This is a genomic window from Pseudomonas sp. DTU12.1 (assembly GCF_009873475.1).
Classification (GTDB): domain Bacteria; phylum Pseudomonadota; class Gammaproteobacteria; order Pseudomonadales; family Pseudomonadaceae; genus Aquipseudomonas; species Aquipseudomonas proteolytica.
Window position 1 is genome coordinate 1865417 of sequence record NZ_CP045254.1, and the last position, 19734, is coordinate 1885150.

Here is a 19734-nt window from a genome sequence, read left to right on the forward strand (position 1 = left end):
CCATCCGATCCACCTGTCTCGTCATCTCAGGAGTTCTTCATTTCATGTCCGCATCCAGGCCCGAGATTGTCATCACCTATTGCACCCAATGCCAGTGGCTGCTGCGCGCCGCGTGGCTGGCCCAGGAACTGCTGAGCACCTTTGCCGATGACCTCGGCAAAGTGGCCCTTGAACCGGCGACCGGCGGGGTGTTTCGCATTACATGCGACGGCGTGCAGATCTGGGAGCGCAAGGCCGATGGTGGCTTTCCGGAGGCCAAGGTACTCAAGCAGCGAGTACGTGACCAGATCGATCCAGAGCGAGACCTGGGGCACAACGACCGTACCTCGTAAACGACACTGCCGGCATGCAGCCGGCAGTGACAGTGGGTTTATTTGGCGGCCATTTTGTTTTTGATCCAGCCGACGACAAACGTCAGCACCAGGCCGCCGACACCGCCGCCGACGATATTGCTGCCCACCGCCGCGACATCCAGCGCGCCGCCAGGAGGCAGGCCGCTGATGGCCGAGACGATCTGCCCCAGCACCAGGCCGCCGACGCCACCGACCACTGTATTGAGCCCGGAGCCCAGGCCTTGTTTGCTCAGGCCGGCCAGGTTGCCGCCGACTGCGCCGCTGATGATCTGAATGATCAGGGTGATGAACATGTCCATGGTGAAACTCCTGCGTAGCGTTAGGGGAGCGACCACTCGCATGCAGCAACTTCAAGGTTCACGGCTGTCGTCGAGGAGTCTGTATCCGTTGAACGACAGCTGACTGTTGCGGATAGGAAAAGTATAGATCAGGCCATGGTTGATGGCTGTTTGACCTTGACGGGGCGGCTCAGCAAGCCCGAGACCACGATGGCCGCAATGATCAGTGCGCCGCCCAGCAGCATGCGCAGGGTCGGGGTTTCGCTGAACAGCAGCCAGGCCACGGTGATGCCATACACCGGCTCCATGGCGAACACCACGGCAGCGGTGCGCGCCTTGAGCACTTTGAGGCTGGCGACAAACAAGCTGTGGGCCAGGCCAGTACAGAACACCCCCAGCAGGCCGATCCATAGCCAATCCAGAGCGCGCACTTCGCCCAGGCCAGGAGCGGCGAAGGGCAACAAGCACAGGGCCACCACCACATTTTGACAGAGGGCCGCCTGCACTGGCGGGATGCTGGCGCTGGCTCGATTGTTCAACGACAGCAGCGAGAACAGCAGGCCCGAGACCACGGCCCAGACCAGGCCGCTGGTGGCCTGGCTGGCGAGATCGAAGTCCGGGGTGACCAGCACCAGGCCGATGCTGACCAGCAGCACCAACACCATTTCATTGGCGCGAATCCGCTCGCGGAAGATCAGGCCTTCGAGGATCACCGTAAAAGCCGGGAATGTGGCAAACCCCAAGGTCGCAATCGCCACGCCGGCCACTTTCACCGCTATAAAGAAGCTCACCCAGTGCCCGGCCAGCAGCAGGCCGCTGAGCAGCAGGCGCCGCAGGTCGGTGCTATAGAGTTTTTGCCACGGCGTGCTGCTGGCAAAGCGCGCGAACAGCGCCAGGGCGATTACCGCGAAAGCGGCACGGCCAAATACGATGATGCCGGGCGAGGCGGCGGCAAGCTTGCCGAAGACGCCGGTGAGGCCAAACATCAGTGCGCCGATGTGCAGGGCGCCTAAGGCAGTGCGGGGAGTCATGACAGTCCTTAAAACAGTAAGCAGGCAGGCATCCAGTCTAGAGCGCCTGGCGCCTGGGTGTCTGTCGTGGGAATCGCCGGTTTTATCGCAGGACTAGCGCCCGTTGTCGAGCCGGCGCAGGGCTCCGGGCGAGCAGCCGAACTCGCGCAACACGGCCGCGGCAAACGCGCTTTGCGAGCCATAGCCGACCCGCGCGGCAATCTCGCCAATGGGCAGGTGGCTGTCGCGCAACAAGCCGCGGGCCATTTGCAGGCGGCGGGTGCGGATGTAGTCCATGGGGGTCAACCCGCATTCGGCGATAAAGCGGGCGTGCAGGCGTGCGACGGAAATATCTGCCAGGCGCGCCAGATCCGCGACCTGCAGCGGGTAGGCCGCGTGCTGGTCGATATGTGCGTTGAATGCGCCATAGGGCAGGCGTCGCGCACTGGCTTGAGCAGGCGGCTGGCCATTGAGCGTAGCCAATAACAACACCGCGCCTTGCTGGGCGATCAGTGGGTCATCCAGCGCGCCGCTCGCCAGCCAGTTGACCAATTGGCCCTGGCGGGCATCCAGCTTCACCCGAGTCGGTTGGTCCAGCAGGCGGCGACTGGCATCCGCGTGCTCGCCCAAAGATTGCATCACCCACTGTTCGTCGGGCACATCCAGCACCAGGCATTGGCTGCCCCGGGGGCTGCCACAGCTGTGATGGGTGGAGAAGGGCAGGACCATCACCCCTTGCGGGCAGATTTCGCCGCCGATGCCTTCCACCTCGAAGTCCAGGCGGCCGGCCAGGCCAAACACCAGTTGCGCGTGGTCATGGCTATGGGCGATCAGGTCGTGGGTGTAATGGCGCAGCGTGAGGGTCGGTCTCATCGCAATCTCCCGGGCAGGCCGGCAGTTTACACCGCCCGACGCGCGGCGGGCGTTGTCATCTGACTGACGCAAGACTGTCATGGGCTATTAATTGCCCGGGAGCAAGCTGGCGAAAACACCCTCGAGGTATGCCCATGACCAGCGCCGAGCTCGCCAAACCCAGTCGCAAGCAACGGGTTCGCACCCTGTGGATCTCCGACGTGCACCTGGGCACCCGGGATTGCCAGGCCGAACATTTGTCGCGGTTTCTCAAGGGCTACCACGCCGACAAGGTGTACCTGGTGGGCGATATCATCGATGGCTGGAAAATGCGCGGCGGCATGTATTGGCCCCAGGCCCATACCAACGTGATCCGCCGCCTGCTGACCATGAGCAAGCGCGGCACCGAGGTGATCTACGTCACCGGTAACCATGACGAGTTTCTGCGCCGCTATTCCAAGCTGATCCTGGGCAATATCCAGTTGGTGGACGAAGCGGTGCATGTGACCGCCGATGGCCGGCATCTGCTGGTGATCCACGGCGACCAGTTCGACGTCATCACCCGCTACCATCGCTGGCTGGCGTTTCTTGGCGACTCGGCCTACGAATTCACCCTGACCCTCAACCGCTGGCTGAACCACTGGCGGGCACGCTACGGCTACGGTTATTGGTCGCTGTCGGCGTACCTCAAGCACAAGGTGAAGACCGCCGTGAGCTTTATCAGCGACTTCGAGGAAGCCATCGCCCACGAAGTGACCAAGCGCGAGTTGCACGGCGTGGTGTGCGGGCATATCCACCACGCGGAGATTCGCAAGGTGGGCGAGGTGGACTACCTCAATTGCGGGGATTGGGTGGAGTCGTGCACCGCGTTGATCGAGCACTGGGATGGGCATATCGAGCTGTATCGACTGGCGGATGCCCAGGCCAAGGAGGCGCAGGTCAAGGCCGAGATGGTTGCGGGCTGAAGATCGCCTCGGTCAAAAATGTGGGAGCGGCGGTGCGACGATTCGACTTGCTCGCGAATGCGGTGTATCAGTCAACATATCCATCACTGACCCACCGCATTCGCGAGCAAGCCCGCTCCCACATTTGATTCGGTTTCGTCAGTTGCGGCACACGTCTGCAATGGCCTCGGCCAGCAACCCCAGTCGCGTCTCATCAATCCCGGCGACGTTGGCGCGCCCGGAGCTGACCATGTACACGCTGTGTTTTTCCCGCAGTTGCTTCACCTGTTCGGCGCTCAGGCCGGTATAGGAAAACATCCCGCGCTGCACGCCGACATGGGCAAAACGCTCGGCCAGTCCATGGGGCACCAGTGCTTCGACCAGTCCCGAGCGCAACTGCGCGATACGCGAACGCATGCCTTCGACTTCGGCGCTCCACAGCTGTTTGAGCTCAGTGTCGCCGAGGATAGTCGCGACCACGGCAGCTCCATGATCCGGCGGTGTCGACCACAGGTTGCGCGCGATAAACGCCAGTTGGCTGCGCACATCCAGCAGCTTCTCGGCATCGTTGGCGCACACGATCAGCGCGCCGACGCGGTCGCTGTACAGGCCAAAATTCTTCGAGCAGGAACTGGTGATCAGCACCTCAGGCAGTTCATCGGCAAACAAGCGTACTGCCCACGCGTCCTGCTCCAGGCCATCGCCAAAACCCTGGTAGGCGAAGTCGATCAGCGGCAGGAGGTGGCGTTCGCGCACGATCTGCAGCACCTGGCGCCAGTCGTCCTGGGACAGGTCGAAACCGGTGGGGTTGTGGCAGCAAGCGTGCAGCAGCACCACGTCGCCTTCGGGCACGGTGGCCAGGGTGGCGAGCATGGCCGGCACGTCCAGGCGGTTGTCACTGCCCACGTACGGGTAGTGGCTGACCTTGAGCCCGGCCTTGGCGAAGATGGTTTCGTGGATCGGCCACGTCGGGTTGCTCAGCCACACGCCACGGCCTGGCAGGCTGTGGGCGATGAAGTCGGCGCTCAGGCGCAGGGCACCGGTGCCACCCGGGGTTTGCGTGGCGCCAGCGCGTTGTGCCTTGAGCAGTGCGCTGCCTGCGCCCAGCACCAACTCACTGACCAGCCGGCCGAAAGCCGGGTCGCCATGCCCACCGATATAGGTCTTGGTGGTTTGCTGCTCGACCAGGCGCTGCTCGGCGCGCTTAACTGCCTGCAGGATCGGGGTCAGGCCCTGGGCATCCTTGTAGACGCCCACGCCGAGGTCGAATTTTTGCGGGTTGGCGTCCTTGGCATAGGACTCCATCAGCCCCAGGATCGGATCACCAGGCACCCGGCCAATATCGGCGAAATGCATCACTTGCGGCCCTCGGCATCCTTGGCCACTTCGTCGGTGCGCGCGGCCATGATGAAGTCGTTGCGGTGCAGGCCTTTGATCGAGTGGCTCCACCAGGTCACGGTGACTTTGCCCCATTCGGTCAGCAGGCCTGGGTGGTGGCCTTCAGCCTCGGAGATTTCGCCCATGGCGTTGGTAAAGGCCAGGGCGAATTTGAAGTTTTTGAACAGGAAGACTTTTTCCAACTGCATCACACCGTCGCGCACTTCGATGTTCCAGTCGGGGATCTGCTTGATCAGCACCGGCAGTTCTTCGTCGCTGACTTGTGGGGCGTCGGCACGGCAGGCTTCGCAATGGGCTTGGTTCAAGGTGGTCATAAAGGTGTTCCTGAAATCGAGTATGTGGAATTCGGTTGCCAGTGGCGTCACCCTAAAGCAACGCGCGGCCAGGGAACAGACTCACCTGGCCTTAAAAGCATCAGTTCAAGCCGCCTTGGGCTTGGGTGGGAACAGCGGCGCGTGCAGACCCAACTGCATACCGCGCTCGACCATGCCCATGATGTCTTCCTGCGCCACTTCAAACAGGCGCTTGAGGTTGGGCAGGGCGAAATACAGCGGTTGCAGGATGTCGATGCGATAAGGGGTGCGCATGGCTTCCAGCGGATCGAAGGCTTGGTGCTTGGGCTCATCCGAGAGGCAGTACACCGTCTCTTTGGGTGACGACAGAATGCCGCCACCATAGATGCGTCGACCTTCAGGGGTGTCCACCAGGCCGAACTCGATAGTCATCCAGTACAGGCGCGCCAGGTACACGCGCTGCTCCTTGGTGGCGGCGAGGCCGAGCTTGCCGTAGGTGTGGGTGAATTCGGCGAACCAGGGGTTGGTCAGCAGTGGGCAGTGGCCGAAAATCTCGTGGAAAATATCCGGTTCTTGCAGGTAATCCAGCTCTTCACGGGTACGAATAAAGGTCGCTACCGGAAACTGCTTGTTGGCGAGCAATTCAAAGAAGGTCTGGAAGGGGATCAGCGCCGGCACCCGCGCCACTTGCCAGCCGGTGGTTTGGGCTAGCACTTTGTTGATTTCCGCCAGTTGCGGAATACGGTCGTGGGGCAGGCCGAGCTTCTCGATACCGTCCAGGTATTCCTGGCAGGCGCGACCCTCGATCACTTTCAGTTGGCGAGTGATCAGGGTGTTCCACACCGCATGTTCTTCGGGCGGGTAGTGGATAAAACCTTGCGCATCGGGCTCGCGGGCCACGTAGTGCGTCTGCTTCATACGGCTCTCCTGCTAGGCATTCGTTCTTGTTATGTCCTGCTATGGCCTTATTGATACTCCGCCTGGCGGTGGATTCCACCTGTCATTAGGGCAGGGCTGTAGGAAAATGCACCGATTATCGTAAAGTATTCGTTACGGATTAGGCGTGGCGCACGCTGCATTGTGATTTTCGGATGGGAAAAGGTCGTTGGCTGTCACATAATCTTGACGACTATCTGCGTCCGGCGACAAAAAGACGCAGCTCGATCAGCTCTCCTACAACAAACCGGGCCTTTACATGCGTATCAAAGTGCATTGCCAGAACCGCATCGGCATCCTGCGGGACATTCTCAACCTGCTGGTGGAGTACGGCGTCAACGTGGCCAAGGGCGAGGTCGGTGGCGAGCATGGCAATGCCATTTACCTGTACTGCCCGAACCTGGTGAACATGCAGTTCCAGGCCCTGCGCCCGCAGTTCGAGGCAATCGCCGGGGTATTTGGCGTCAAGCGGGTAGGGCTGATGCCCAGCGAGCGTCGGCACATGGAACTCAACGCCTTGCTCGGAGCGTTGGAATTCCCGGTGCTGTCCATCGACATGGGCGGCTCGATTGTCGCGGCCAACCGCGCTGCGGCGCAGTTGCTCGGGGTGCGGGTGGACGAAGTGCCGGGCATTCCCTTGTCACGCTACGCCGAGGACTTCGACCTGCCGGAACTGGTGCGCGCCAGCAAGTCGCGGATCAATGGCCTGCGGGTCAAGGTCAAGGGCGATGTGTTCCTGGCCGATATCGCCCCCTTGCAATCCTCCGAGCATGACGACAGCGAAGCCATGGCTGGCGCCGTGTTGACCTTGCACCGTGCCGACCGCGTCGGTGAGCGTATCTACAATGTGCGCAAGCAGGAGTTGCGCGGCTTCGACAGCATTTTCCAAAGCTCCAAAGTGATGGCAGCGGTGGTGCGTGAAGCCCGGCGCATGGCGCCCCTCGACGCCCCTCTATTAATAGAAGGTGAAACCGGCACCGGCAAGGAGCTGCTGGCACGCGCCTGTCACCTGGCCAGCCCGCGCGGGCAGTCTCCGTTGATGGCGCTCAATTGCGCTGGGTTGCCGGAGTCGATGGCCGAAACCGAGCTGTTTGGCTACGGTCCCGGCGCATTTGAAGGGGCGCGTGCAGAGGGCAAGCTCGGGCTGCTGGAGCTGACGGCAGGCGGTACGTTGTTTTTGGATGGCGTGGGCGAAATGAGCGCGAGGTTGCAGGTGAAATTGCTGCGCTTTCTGCAGGATGGCTGCTTCCGCCGTGTAGGCAGCGATGAAGAGGTCTACCTGGATGTGCGGGTGATCTGCGCGACCCAGGTGGACTTGTCGGAACTGTGTGCCCGCGGGGAGTTTCGCCAGGACCTGTATCACCGGCTCAACGTGTTATCGCTGCATATCCCGCCGCTGCGCGAATGCCTCGATGGTTTACCGCCGCTGGTCGAGCACTTTATCGACCAGGCCAGCCGCCTGATTGGCTGCCCGCTGCCCAAGCTGGCGCCGGCGGCCATGGAGCGGCTCAGTCACTACCATTGGCCGGGTAACGTGCGGCAGTTGGAAAACGTGCTGTTCCAGGCGGTGTCGTTGTGTGAGGGCGGGACGGTCAAGGCTGAGCATATTCGCCTGCCGGACTACGGCGTGCGCCAGCCCCTTGGCGATTTCTCCCTGGAGGGCGGCCTGGAGGAGATTGTCGGGCGGTTTGAAAAGGCGGTGCTGGAGAGCCTGTATGCCGAGCATCCCAGCAGTCGGTTGTTGGGTAAGCGCCTGGGTGTATCCCACACCACCATCGCCAATAAACTGCGCGATTACGCAGTGCTCAAGGCCGACAAATAAACCCCTGACACAACGGGATTAAAAATGTGGGAGCGGCGGTGCGACGATTCGACTTGCTCGCGAAGGCGGTGGATCAGTCAATAGATGTGCCGGCTGATTCACCGCCTTCGCGAGCAAGCCCGCTCCCACACAAGCCCACTCCCCATTGAATTTGTATAGCTGCCAAGACCGCTGTTTGCCGCAACCGGCAGAACTCCGCCGTTTTTCCGACTCGTCCTGCCCCTGCGATAATCCTCGATACGCCCCAACCCCTTGCCCCGCCTGGCTTTCCCCGGCTTTTAAAAAGTTGGTGCGCAAATTGCTAAAGACTCCTCAGTACATCGGTGGGCGGCAAACGTCCGTCAGTAAGAGGAATGAGCGTGGACAAGTACCTTTATGTGGCAATGACCGGCGCCAGCCAGAATGCACTGGCGCAAAAGGCCCATGCCAACAACCTGGCGAACATTTCCACCAACGGTTTTCAGCGTGACCTGGAGCAGGCCCGCTCGATGCCGGTGTTTGGTGACAGCTTTCCGGCGCGGGCGTTTGCCCTGACCGAGCGGCCGGGCACTGATTTTTCCCCCGGCTCGATGGTCGAGACCGGTCGTGACCTGGACGTTGCCGTCGGCGGCGATGGCTGGATCGCGGTGCAGACCCCCGATGGTGGCGAAGCCTACGTGCGTACCGCCAGCATGAATATCGATGCGCTCGGCGTCCTGCGGGCCGGCAACGGCATGCCGATCATGGGCAATGGCGGGCCGATTTCCGTGCCGCCCGAGCAGAAGGTCGAAATCGGCGAAGACGGCACCATCAGCATCCGCGCCATGGGCGAAGGCCCGCGGGTGATGGCTGAAGTGGACCGCATCAAGCTGGTCAAACCAGACCTGGCCAACATGACCAAGGGCCTGGACGGCGCGATCCACACCAAGGACGGCCAGCCCGCGGTGGCCGATGCCAGCGTCAAGGTGAATTCGGGCTTTTTGCAGTCGAGCAACGTCAATGCCGTTGAAGAAATGACCGCGGTGCTGGCCTTGTCCAAGCAATTCGAATTGCACGTGAAAATGATGAACAGCGCCAAAGAAGACGACCAGGCCATGACCCGCGTCATGCAGATGAGCTGATTGCAGCGCCACTGACCACCAATTTCGTAACGCGGCGCCAACAAACAGGCGCACGAAGGAGAACAGCATGCTTCCGGCTCTATGGGTTGCCAAAACCGGTCTGTCCGCCCAGGACACCAACCTGACCGTTATTTCCAACAACCTGGCGAACGTTTCGACCACGGGCTTCAAACGTGATCGCGCCGAGTTCCAGGACCTGCTCTATCAGATCAAGCGCCAGCCGGGTGCGCAGTCGACCCAGGACAGCGAATTGCCGTCGGGCCTGCAAGTGGGTACGGGTGTGTCCATCGTCGGCACCCAGAAGAACTTCACCGCCGGTAACCTGCAACAGACCGGGCAGCCGCTGGACATGGCGATCAATGGCCGTGGGTTCTTCCAGATCCTGCAACCGGATGGCACTACTTCCTACACCCGTGACGGCACCTTCCACCTGGACTCCAACGGCCAGGTCGTGACCGCCAACGGCTTTGCCCTGGAGCCGGCGATTGTCGTGCCCAACGATGCCCAGACCTTCACGGTCGGCGCCGACGGCACCGTGTCGGTCACTATCGCCGGCAACCCAGCGTCGCAAGTGATCGGCAACCTGCAGACCGCCGACTTCATCAACCCGGCCGGCCTGCAAGCCACCGGTAACAACCTGTTCCTGGAAACCGCCGCCAGCGGCGCGCCGCAAGTCGGCACCCCGGGCCTCAACGGGTTTGGCACCACCCTGCAAAGCACCCTGGAAACCTCCAACGTCAGCACCGTGGAAGAGATGGTCAACATGATCACCACCCAGCGTGCCTACGAGATGAACTCCAAGGTGATCTCTACCGCCGACCAGATGCTTTCGTTCGTTACGCAGAATCTGTAATCCAGTCTATGGGGCGCTCATAAGGCGCCTGCAACACCGTGAGGTAAGGGTCATGAGTCGCTTTGTTTCTGTTCTGGCATTGAGTGGGATTGCCGTGCTCGCGGGCTGTGTCGCCCCGGCGCCAAAACCCAATGACCCGTACTACGCGCCGGTGTTGCCGCGCACGCCGCTGCCTGCCGCCGCCAACAACGGTTCGATCTACCAGGCCGGTTTCGAACAGAACCTGTACAGCGACCGCAAGGCATTCCGGGTCGGGGACATCATCACCATCACCCTGAACGAGCGCACCACAGCGAGCAAGAACGCCAACTCCCAGGTGGCCAAGAACAGCAAGACCGGCATCGGCCTGACCTCGCTGTTTGGCGGTGGCTTGAACACCAACAACCCGTTGGGCAGTGGTGACTTGAGCCTGGACGTGGGCTACAGCGGCGACCGCGCCACCAACGGCAGCAGCAAGGCCGGGCAGGGCAACAGCCTGGTGGGCTCGATCACGGTGACGGTGGCCGATGTACTGCCCAACGGCATCATTGCCGTGCGCGGCGAAAAATGGATGACCCTCAACACCGGTGACGAACTGGTGCGCATTGCCGGCATGGTGCGGGCGGACGATATCGCCACCGACAACACCGTGCCGTCCACGCGGATCGCCGATGCACGCATTACCTATTCGGGTACGGGTTCGTTTGCCGACGCCAGTCAGCCGGGTTGGTTTGACCGTTTCTTCCTTAGCCCGCTGTTCCCTTTCTAGGTGATCACTTTGAATCTCAAACAGCTGATGGCAGCGGTGTTGTTGCTCTCCCTGAGCGTCGCTGCCCAGGCCGAACGCCTGAAGGACATCGCCAGTATTTCCGGGGTGCGCACCAACCAGTTGATCGGTTACGGCCTGGTGGTGGGTCTCAACGGTACGGGTGACCAGACCACCCAGACCCCGTTCACCCTGCAGACCTTCAACAACATGCTCTCGCAGTTCGGGATCAAAGTGCCGCCCGGCTCGGGCAACGTGCAGTTGAAAAACGTCGCGGCGGTGTCGATCAGTGCCGATCTGCCGGCGTTCTCCAAGCCAGGGCAGGTGGTGGACATCACCGTCTCGTCGATTGGTAACTCGAAAAGCCTGCGCGGCGGCACCTTGCTGATGACCCCGCTCAAAGGTATCGACGGCAACGTCTACGCCATCGCCCAGGGCAACCTGGTGGTGGGCGGGTTTGATGCTGAAGGTCGCGACGGTTCGAAGATCACCGTCAACGTGCCATCGGCCGGGCGGATTCCTGGCGGCGCCACGGTGGAACGCACCGTGCCCAGCGGGTTCAACCAGGGCAACAGCCTGACCCTGAACCTCAACCGTTCGGACTTCACCACCGCCAAGCGTGTGGTGGACAAGATCAACGACATGCTCGGCCCTGGCGTGGCCCAGGCCATCGACGGCGGCTCGATCCGCGTGACCGCGCCGCTGGACCCAAGCCAGCGTGTGGACTACCTGTCGATCCTGGAAAACCTTGAGGTTGATCCGGGTCAGGCGGTGGCCAAGGTCATCATCAACTCGCGTACCGGCACCATCGTGATTGGGCAGAACGTCAAGGTGTCGCCAGCGGCCGTGACCCACGGCAGCCTGACCGTGACCATCACCGAAGACCCGATTGTCAGCCAGCCTGGGGCGTTTTCCAACGGCGAAACCGCCGTGGTCCCACGCTCGCGGGTCAATGCCCAGCAAGAAGCCAAGCCGATGTTCAAGTTCGGCCCCGGTACCACCCTGGATGAAATCGTACGAGCGGTGAACCAGGTGGGCGCGGCGCCCGGCGACTTGATGGCGATCCTTGAAGCCCTGAAACAGGCCGGCGCCTTGCAAGCCGACCTGATCGTGATTTGAGGCCCTAGTCATGGACATGCGCAAGAGCGGTATCGCCAGCACGGCCGACTCGGGGTCTTACTCGGACCTGAACCGGCTTAACCAGCTCAAGTTCGGCGACAAGAACAGCGAAGGCAACATGCGCAAGGTGGCGCAGGAATTCGAGTCGCTGTTTCTCAACGAGATGCTCAAGTCCATGCGCTCGGCCACCGATGCCCTGGGCAAGGACAACCCGCTGAACACCCCGGCGGCCAAGCAGTACCAGGAAATGTACGACCAGCAACTGGCCGTCTCGCTGTCCCGCGAGGGCGGCGGTATTGGCCTGGCGGACGTGCTGTTGCGCCAGATGCAAAAGAACAAGCCGGTAGAAGGGCAAGCCTCGACGTTGCAGGGTCCGGACGCGGTCGAGAAGAAAGTCGACGTACCGACGCCGATTGCCGCCGGCACCCAGGCGGATGGCCCGCTGGGTCGTTCCAATGGCCAGCGCGCGCTGTGGGCGGCGCGGGTCGAGGTGGCGCCACGGGCCGATGACGGCACCCTGCGCAATGACATGGCGTTGATGAATCAGCGGCGCATTGCCTTGCCAAGCAAACTCACCGATCGCCTGCTGGCCGGTATCGTGCCGGGTGTCGAGGCGACGGGTGCGGCCAAGGCCGCGCCATTGCGCAACAGTGCCGCCGAAGATGGCGTGATCAACGGTGCCGCGCGCACTTTTGCCGCCCGCGATTCGCGCATGCAGATCTACGGCCGTGCCGTGGCCCAGCCACCGCTGGCGCCGGCGAAAAAAGCCTTCAGCTCGCAAGACGAATTTGTCGCCACCATGCTGCCCATGGCCAAGCAGGCGGCCGAACGCATTGGCATCGACCCACGTTACCTGGTGGCCCAGGCTGCCCTGGAAACCGGTTGGGGCAAATCGGTGATGCGCCAGCAAGACGGCAGCAGCAGTCACAACCTGTTTGGCATCAAGGCAGGCCAAAGTTGGCAGGGCGCCCAGGCGCGGGCGATCACCAGCGAGTTTCGCAATGGCGAGATGGTCAAGGAAACGGCGCAGTTCCGTTCCTACGACTCTTATCAGGACAGCTTCCACGACCTCGTGACCTTGTTGCTAAGCAATGAAAGATATCAAGAAGTCCTGAAGTCGGCCGATAACCCGGAACAGTTTGTACGCGAGTTGCAAAAAGCCGGTTATGCAACGGATCCGGCGTACGCCAGCAAGATTTCGCAGATCGCCAAAACCATGAACAGCTATCAAAACTACGCTGCCGCTGGCGCATCCACTCATTTATAAGGTTTGAACCATGGGTTTGCTCAATATCGGGATGTCAGGACTCAATGCGGCTCAGGGATCGCTTGCGACCTTGAGTAACAACATTGCCAACGCCAAGACCCCTGGATACTCGCGTCAGCAGACCATGCAGACGGCCAACGGCATGTCCGGGGTCGGCGGGGTCTTTGTCGGCACCGGCACCACGCTGTCGGATGTGCGCCGGGTGTATAACCAGTTTCTTGACACCCAGTTGCAGACCACCACGTCGCTGAACTTCGACGCCAAGGCTTATCTGGACCAGATCGGTTCGGTGGACAAGCTGCTGTCCGACAAGTCCACCGGTGTCGGTGCGGCCTTGAACAGCTTCTTCGCCGCATTGCAGACGTCTTCGGCCAACCCCAGCGACAACTCCGCGCGCCAACTGGTATTGACCATTGCCCAGACCTTGGGCAATCGCTTCAACTCGATTGCCACCGAACTGAACAAGCAAAAAGAAGGCATCAACAGCCAACTGGAGACGATCACCGGCCAGGTCAACCAATTGACCTCTTCGATCGCCTCCCTCAATCAGCAGATTTTCCAGGCCAAGGGCCAGGGCAATGGCGAGCCGGCGAACCTGCTGGATGCGCGCAACGAAGCCGTGCGCTCGCTCAACGAGCTGGTTGGGGTCAAGGTCACTGAGTCGGACGGCCATTTCAATGTCTCCCTGGGCACTGGGCAGACCCTGGTTGCGGACGGTGTGTCGAACAAGCTGTCGGCGGTGCCGAGCAAGGATGACAAGAGCCAGTACTCGGTGGTGCTGACCACCGGCGGGCAAGCGATGGACGTCAGCTCCGTGATCAGCGGTGGCTCCATCGGCGGCTTGCTGCGTTATCGCCAGGACGTGTTGATGCCGGCCATCAATGACCTGGGGCGTACCGCCATGGTTGTTGGTGAAGCGGTCAATACCCAGTTGGGGCAGGGCCTGGACGCCAATGGGCAGTTCGGCGCCGCGCTGTTCAATGACATCAACAGCGTATTTGCCATTGGCCAGCGCAGTGTGGGCGGCTCGAACAACAGCGCGAACTCCGGCAACCTGAACGTCACGATCAAAGACACCAGCAAACTGAGCACCTTTGACTACAAGGTGACCTTCAGTGACGACAAGATGTACAGCGTCCTGCGTTCGGACGGTAAGTCCATGGGGCCCTTCGACGTCACCCAGACCCCACCGGAAATCGACGGCTTCACCCTGGCCCTCGATGGCAAGGGCCCGGTAGCTGCGGGCGATACGTTCAAGGTCAGCCCGACCGCTGGCGGCGCGATGGACCTGAAGGTGGTGATGACCGACCCCAACAAGCTGGCGTTTTCTGCGCCGCTGCTGGCCGAGGGCAACAAAAACAACAGTGGTACTGGCGTGTTTGAGCCGCCGACCCTGACGCTGCCCCTGGACATCCATGGCGGCGCCGATACTGCGCAGCTGGAAGCGGCGATCAAGTCGTCGATGCCGGTCAAAATGACCTTTGGCGAGCGTGCCGCCGATGGCACCCAGAGCTATGTGATCAATAACGCACAGGGCCAGCCTATTGGCACCGGCACCATCGTGCCGGGCCAAGACAACAAGCTGACGATCAAGGTGCCCTACGTCGACGCCGGCGGTAATGCGCAGACGTTCGGGGTGGACACCGTGATCCGTGGCGAGCCGAAGCCGGACGACAGCTACACCGTGTCGTTCAACAGCAGCGGCAAGCTCGACAACCGCAATGCCCTGCAATTGCTCGACCTGCAAACCCGCAAGACCGTGGGCGCCACTGATGGCAATGCGGGCGTGAGCATGAGCACCGCGTACAGCCAGTTGGTGTCGAGCGTCGGCGGCAAGGCCAGCCAGGCTAACGTCGACAACAGCGCGACCGGCGCCATGCTCGCGGCCGCCACGTCCAATCGCAGCTCCGTGTCCCAGGTCAACCTGGATGAGGAGGCCGGCGACATGATCCGTTTCCAGCAGTACTACACCGCGTCGTCGCAGATCATTAAAGCTGCGCAAGAAACCTTCAGCACGCTGATCAACAGTCTTTAAGGGAGTTTGAGACGATGCGAATCTCGACCGAACAGTATTTCAATACCACGACTGCGCGTTATACCAACAACTTCTCCAACGTCACCAAGACCCAGCAGCAGATCGACTCCGGCGTACGTATCCAAACTGCGGCGGATGATCCGGTGGGCGCGGCGCGTTTGCTGCTGCTGCAACAGCAGCAGGACATGTTGGGGCAGTATGCGGGCAATATCAGCAGCATGAAGAACTCGCTTAATAGCGAGGAAAGCGTGCTTGACGGTATCAACACGGCCCTGCAACGTGCCGGCGAATTGGCTCTGCAGGTTGGGGGCAAGGGCGGCGGCGGCATTAGCGATGCGGAGCGAAAGGCGGTAGCCGCCGAAATTGGTGAAATCGAGAAGCAGGTTCTGAGCCTGCTCAACAGCAAGGATTCATCCGGCCATTACTTGTTTGCCGGCGGCAAGAGCGATACGCCGCCCTACGCTCGCAACAGCGATGGGACCTACAGCTACAAGGGTGACGAAACTCCCCTGAGCCTGAAGGTTTCGGACACCTTGTCGATGGTGGTCAACGACACCGGCAAGTCGATTCTTGAGGGCACGGTCAACGCCGGTCGTACGCAGGCCACTGGTAGCGTCAACGATGGCAAGGTGCTGGTCTCGAGCGGCATCGTGACCTCGCCTTCTAACTACGACAGCAGCTTCACTGATGGTCAGCCGTATAAGCTGACCTTTATCAGCAGTACGGAGTACACCGTATCGGATGCGGCGGGTAACGACATCACCTCGCAAACCCCGGGTAATGGCAAGTTCGATGCGACCAAGGAAGGAAGTGCGTCGGTCACCGTGCATGGTGTGACCTTTGATATCAGCCAGAAACTAGGGGATACCAAACCCGGTGCCGAGGCTGATGCGGTGTACAAAGACCGGGAATTCACCCTGCAAAGCAAACCGGACAGTTTCAGTATCTCGCGTACTCCGAGCAATACGTCCTCCGCGCAATTGGCGGGAGGTACTATCACCAGCCAAGCGGACTACGGTAGCACCTTCCCGAACAAGGGCGCGGTGATCAAATTTACCTCGAGCACCGCGTACGAGGTGTATGCCCAGCCGATCACGGCCGACAGCAAGCCGGTCTCCAACGGTACTGTGGTGCCTGGCACGCCAGCACAGCCGGGGCCGCCGCCTGTGCTCGCGACGCCAGGCAGCATCACGGCGGCCGGGGTGAAGTTCGACCTCACTGGTGCGCCAGATATTGGTGACCAGTTCGCCGTGGGTTCCAATACCCACAAGACGCAAAATGCGCTGGATACCCTAAGCCAGTTGCGCCAGGCCCTCGAAACGCCTTCCGATGGCGACCCGATTGCTCAGGCCATGGTGACTGACGTGGTCAACTCGGCCATCACCAATATCAAGACCTCTATGGCTCAAGTTGACAGTGTGCGGGGTTCCATTGGTGCTCGATTGAACTCGCTGGCGATTCAGGAAACTGAGAATACCAGCATGGTGTTGGCCAATAAATCGACGACCGCTGCCATTGGTGACACCGACATGGCTACGGCCTCCGTTGATCTGGCGTTCCAGAAGGCAATGCTGGAGGCTTCGCAGTTGGCCTTTGTGAAGATCTCCCAATTAAGCCTGTTCAGCAAGATGTAATTGTCCCGGAAATCCCCGGCGGCCCACCCTGGAAACAGGGTGGGCCGTTGTCGTTTTTGGCGCAGGCTTTTAAACAAAGCGCACAAAAATGAGTGACCTATGAGTCATAAAGCGCATCTTCACTGTATCGTGTGAAAAGGCCAGACCGCTTTCCAGGCTTTGGCTTCGGTAGTTTCGGCGGGTTTTTGCGGGGTTATCCCCTTTATTGTCAGCGCTCCTGAAGGGTTTTCAGGGGTGTTCTCCAGCTATTTTGTATTGGGAAGCCACAATGATTGGCATAAAAAGCATCGCCAGCTACGTGCCGGCAGAAGGGCTGGACAACTACGCCCAGGGTGCCAAATTCGCCAAGGATGAAGAATTCATCATTGGCAAGATCGGCTCGGCATTCCTGCCGCGCAAGGATGCTGCACAGGAAACCTCGGATTTGTGCGTCGAGGCGGTCAATGCCTTGTTTGCCAACAACCCCGAGCTCAAGCGTGAGTCGATCGACGCGCTGATCGTCGTGACCCAGAACGGCGACGAAGAAGGGCTGCCGCACACCGCCGCCATCGTCCAGGACAAGCTGGGCCTGCCGACCCACGTTGCGGCCTTCGATATTTCCCTGGGCTGCTCCGGCTACGTCTACGGCATCTACGCGATGAAGGGCTTCATGGAAGCCGCCGGCCTGAAAAACGGCCTGCTGGTGACCGCCGACCCGTACTCGAAGATCGTCGACCCGGAAGATCGCAACACCACCATGCTGTTCGGCGACGCCGCCACCGCTACCTGGATGGGCGAAGACGCCACCTGGCAGTTGGGCAAGGCCAAGTTCGGTACCGACGGCTCCGGCGCACCGCATTTGAAGGTCAGCGATGGCGTGTTCTTCATGAACGGCCGCCAGGTCTTCAACTTCGCCCTGCTTAAGGTGCCAGCGCACCTGCACGAGTTGCTCAACGAGTCGGACCTGAAGGCCGATGATATTGACGCGTTCTGCATCCACCAGGGCAGTGCGGCGATTGTCGACGCCGTGGCCCGTCGTTTTGAAGATGCACCGGTGGAGAAATTCATCAAGGATATGGTCGAGACCGGTAACACTGTGTCATCGAGCATTCCGCTGCTGCTGGAAAAGCACGTGATGGACGCCGAGTGGAAGCGCGTGGCCATCAGTGGCTTTGGTGTTGGCTTGTCCTGGGGATCGGCGATTATATACCGGCTTTAATGTAGAGTTTTGCTTGGTTCCTCAAGCGCCCAAGGTCAATAGCCTTGGGCGTTTTCATTATTCTGTAGGAAATTTCTCAAGAAACTATCAGGCGCGACGATAAGTATGACGAAGGTTTTCTAGGCCGACCCAGGCGCTTGCCCCGGCCGGAAGCCGTAGCACTCAATCCACGAGGGACTCGTCATGGCTTTATCCGTAAACACCAACATCACGTCCTTGGGCGTTCAGAAGAACCTGAACAAGGCTTCCGACGCACTGAGCACCTCGATGAGCCGCTTGTCTTCCGGCCTGAAAATCAACAGCGCCAAAGACGATGCTGCCGGCATGCAGATCGCTAACCGTCTGACCAGCCAGGTCAAAGGCCTGACTGTCGCTGTGGCTAACGCCAACAACGGCGTGTCGATTGCCCAGACTGCTGAAGGCGCGATGCAAGAATCGACCAACATTCTGCAGCGTATGCGTGAACTGGCCCTGCAATCGGCGAACGGTTCGAACAGCGATGACGACCGTACGTCCCTGCAGCAGGAATTCACGGCGCTGACCGGTGAATTGACCCGTATTTCCCAAACCACCAACTTCGGTGGCCGTAAGCTTCTGGACGGTTCGTTCGACAACGTAGGCTTCCAGATCGGCGCCAATGCCAATGAAACCATTTCGTTTGGTATGACTGATATCAGTGCTACCGGCCTGAAAGGTTCCTACGGCGAAGCCAAAGCTGCCGGTGTTGCGACTGACCTGTCGGCCAAAGTGACCGGTGGTGAAGGTAGCTTCGCCAGTGGCTTCGCTACCTCCACCGCGTACACCACCACTACTGCTGCTCGTGTTCTGACGGTCAATGGTACCGCGATCAACATTGGTAGTGGTGTTGACCGTGCTGCTGCTATTGGCCTGATCAATGGTCAGACCGGTACTACCGGTGTCAAGGCTGAAGCCGATGGCGCTGGCAACATCAAAATGACCTCCACCGCAGCGTTTGCGGTTCAGGGTGACAACGCAGAAGTAGCGCCAACCACGGCTACTAACGCAACAGCGTTCTCTGGTCTGTCTCAAGCTGCTGAAATCAATATCAACGGCACCACTGTGACCATCGCTGCCGGTCAGACGCTGACCCAGGCAGTTGCCACTATCAATACTCCGGCCACCGTAACGGCTACTGGCGTAACTGCTTCGCAGCAGGATGGTCGTCTGGTTCTGACTTCTGCCGATGGCAAGGCTATTAAGCTTGATAACGGTGCTGGTGCTGCCAACGGCCCAGGTGCTCTGGCTCGCTTGGGGCTGCAGTCGGGCACCACTCAGGCCAAACTGACCGCCGATACTTCAGTCGTCCTCAATGGCGTGGAAGTTAAGTTCAAGAAGGGTGACACCGCAGACGCGATCGTTTCTTCGATCAACAGCGCAAGCACCGGTGTGACGGCTAGCAAGAATGCTGACAACACCTTGGCACTGTTCTCCAACAAAACCTTTAGCGTGGCCAACGGCAGTGCTGGTACCGGCCTGGCTCAACTGGGCTTGACGGCGGGTACTTCGACGGCGATCACCGTGGAAACCACCGTTTCCAACCTGAGCATCCAGGATGCCGCTTCGTCGCAGCGATCGGTTCAGGCGCTCAACGATGCTATCCAGCAGATCGACAGCCAGCGTTCCCAGTTGGGTGCAGTGCAAAACCGTTTCACCAGCACCGTTGCCAACCTGCAAAGCATTTCGGAAAACTCCACTGCTGCCCGTAGCCGTGTGCAGGACGCCGACTTTGCTTCGGAGACTGCCGAGCTGACCAAGCAGCAAACCCTGCAACAGGCTTCTACTGCCATTTTGTCGCAGGCTAACCAACTGCCATCGTCGGTACTGAAACTGCTTCAGTAATCGCTTAAGGCTGGTTAAAGACGGAAGGGCGCCTAGT

General features: G+C 60.5%; 18 protein-coding genes. 12 read left to right on the top strand and 6 right to left on the bottom strand.

The annotated features are described in order from the left end of the window. Positions 1–44 precede the first annotated feature (44 nt). Complete coding sequence (locus tag GDV60_RS08260) at positions 45–332, top strand: SelT/SelW/SelH family protein (RefSeq protein ID WP_029292454.1); 288 nt, start codon at positions 45–47, stop codon at positions 330–332. Positions 333–370: 38 nt separating this feature from the next. Here GDV60_RS08260 and GDV60_RS08265 read toward each other — a convergent pair whose 3' ends face one another. The 3 genes from GDV60_RS08265 to GDV60_RS08275 form a co-directional block, all read right to left on the bottom strand. Then, on the bottom strand, positions 371–652 hold the full coding sequence (locus tag GDV60_RS08265; protein WP_029292456.1) for a hypothetical protein: 282 nt from the start codon (positions 650–652) through the stop codon (positions 371–373). 128 nt (positions 653–780) lie between these two features. Continuing rightward, positions 781–1662, bottom strand: coding sequence for a DMT family transporter (locus tag GDV60_RS08270; protein ID WP_159906844.1), 882 nt, complete (start codon positions 1660–1662; stop codon positions 781–783). Between the two features lie 93 nt (positions 1663–1755). Next, positions 1756–2514, bottom strand: a complete 759-nt coding sequence (locus GDV60_RS08275; RefSeq protein ID WP_159906846.1) for an AraC family transcriptional regulator — start codon at positions 2512–2514, stop codon at positions 1756–1758. A gap of 134 nt (positions 2515–2648) precedes the next feature. Between GDV60_RS08275 and GDV60_RS08280 the strand changes: the two genes are divergently transcribed. Next, on the top strand, positions 2649–3458 hold the full coding sequence (locus GDV60_RS08280) for a UDP-2,3-diacylglucosamine diphosphatase (protein WP_029292463.1): 810 nt from the start codon (positions 2649–2651) through the stop codon (positions 3456–3458). A gap of 138 nt (positions 3459–3596) precedes the next feature. On the opposite strand, the gene GDV60_RS08285 is transcribed toward GDV60_RS08280, so the two are convergent. From GDV60_RS08285 to phhA, 3 genes are all read right to left on the bottom strand, one after another. Then, a complete protein-coding gene (locus GDV60_RS08285; RefSeq protein ID WP_169872028.1) occupies positions 3597–4796 on the bottom strand; it encodes an amino acid aminotransferase in 1200 nt (399 codons plus the stop codon). Beyond that, positions 4793–5149, bottom strand: coding sequence for a 4a-hydroxytetrahydrobiopterin dehydratase (locus GDV60_RS08290; RefSeq protein WP_017134918.1), 357 nt, complete (start codon positions 5147–5149; stop codon positions 4793–4795). Before GDV60_RS08290 ends, GDV60_RS08285 begins: the two co-directional genes overlap by 4 nt. Before the next feature lie 105 nt (positions 5150–5254). Then, positions 5255–6046 carry a phenylalanine 4-monooxygenase gene (phhA, locus tag GDV60_RS08295; protein ID WP_104911839.1) on the bottom strand — a complete coding sequence of 264 codons (792 nt, stop codon included), beginning with the start codon at positions 6044–6046 and terminating at the stop codon, positions 5255–5257. A gap of 277 nt (positions 6047–6323) precedes the next feature. Between phhA and GDV60_RS08300 the strand changes: the two genes are divergently transcribed. From GDV60_RS08300 to GDV60_RS08345, 10 genes are all read left to right on the top strand, one after another. Next, entirely contained in the window at positions 6324–7886 is a 1563-nt protein-coding gene (locus GDV60_RS08300) for a sigma-54-dependent transcriptional regulator (protein ID WP_070995433.1), read from the top strand. Between the two features lie 359 nt (positions 7887–8245). Beyond that, positions 8246–8986 carry a flagellar basal body rod protein FlgF gene (locus GDV60_RS08305; protein ID WP_029292474.1) on the top strand — a complete coding sequence of 247 codons (741 nt, stop codon included), beginning with the start codon at positions 8246–8248 and terminating at the stop codon, positions 8984–8986. A gap of 67 nt (positions 8987–9053) precedes the next feature. Further along, entirely contained in the window at positions 9054–9839 is a 786-nt protein-coding gene (gene flgG / locus GDV60_RS08310; protein ID WP_057958870.1) for a flagellar basal-body rod protein FlgG, read from the top strand. Between the two features lie 52 nt (positions 9840–9891). Continuing rightward, positions 9892–10587, top strand: coding sequence for a flagellar basal body L-ring protein FlgH (gene flgH / locus GDV60_RS08315; protein WP_070995432.1), 696 nt, complete (start codon positions 9892–9894; stop codon positions 10585–10587). 27 nt (positions 10588–10614) lie between these two features. Continuing rightward, the gene (locus GDV60_RS08320) at positions 10615–11703 is read left to right on the top strand and encodes a flagellar basal body P-ring protein FlgI (protein WP_029292480.1); all 1089 of its coding nucleotides are present in this window, start codon (positions 10615–10617) and stop codon (positions 11701–11703) included. Positions 11704–11713: 10 nt separating this feature from the next. Further along, the gene (flgJ, locus tag GDV60_RS08325; RefSeq protein ID WP_159906850.1) at positions 11714–12970 is read left to right on the top strand and encodes a flagellar assembly peptidoglycan hydrolase FlgJ; all 1257 of its coding nucleotides are present in this window, start codon (positions 11714–11716) and stop codon (positions 12968–12970) included. Between the two features lie 10 nt (positions 12971–12980). After that, positions 12981–15005 carry a flagellar hook-associated protein FlgK gene (gene flgK / locus GDV60_RS08330; RefSeq protein ID WP_029292484.1) on the top strand — a complete coding sequence of 675 codons (2025 nt, stop codon included), beginning with the start codon at positions 12981–12983 and terminating at the stop codon, positions 15003–15005. 14 nt (positions 15006–15019) lie between these two features. Further along, complete coding sequence (locus tag GDV60_RS08335) at positions 15020–16639, top strand: flagellar hook-associated protein 3 (RefSeq protein ID WP_092234513.1); 1620 nt, start codon at positions 15020–15022, stop codon at positions 16637–16639. Between the two features lie 268 nt (positions 16640–16907). After that, a complete protein-coding gene (locus GDV60_RS08340; protein WP_092234516.1) occupies positions 16908–17837 on the top strand; it encodes a ketoacyl-ACP synthase III in 930 nt (309 codons plus the stop codon). A gap of 183 nt (positions 17838–18020) precedes the next feature. After that, positions 18021–19697, top strand: coding sequence for a flagellin (locus GDV60_RS08345; protein WP_104911841.1), 1677 nt, complete (start codon positions 18021–18023; stop codon positions 19695–19697). The last annotated feature ends 37 nt before the right edge of the window (positions 19698–19734 follow it).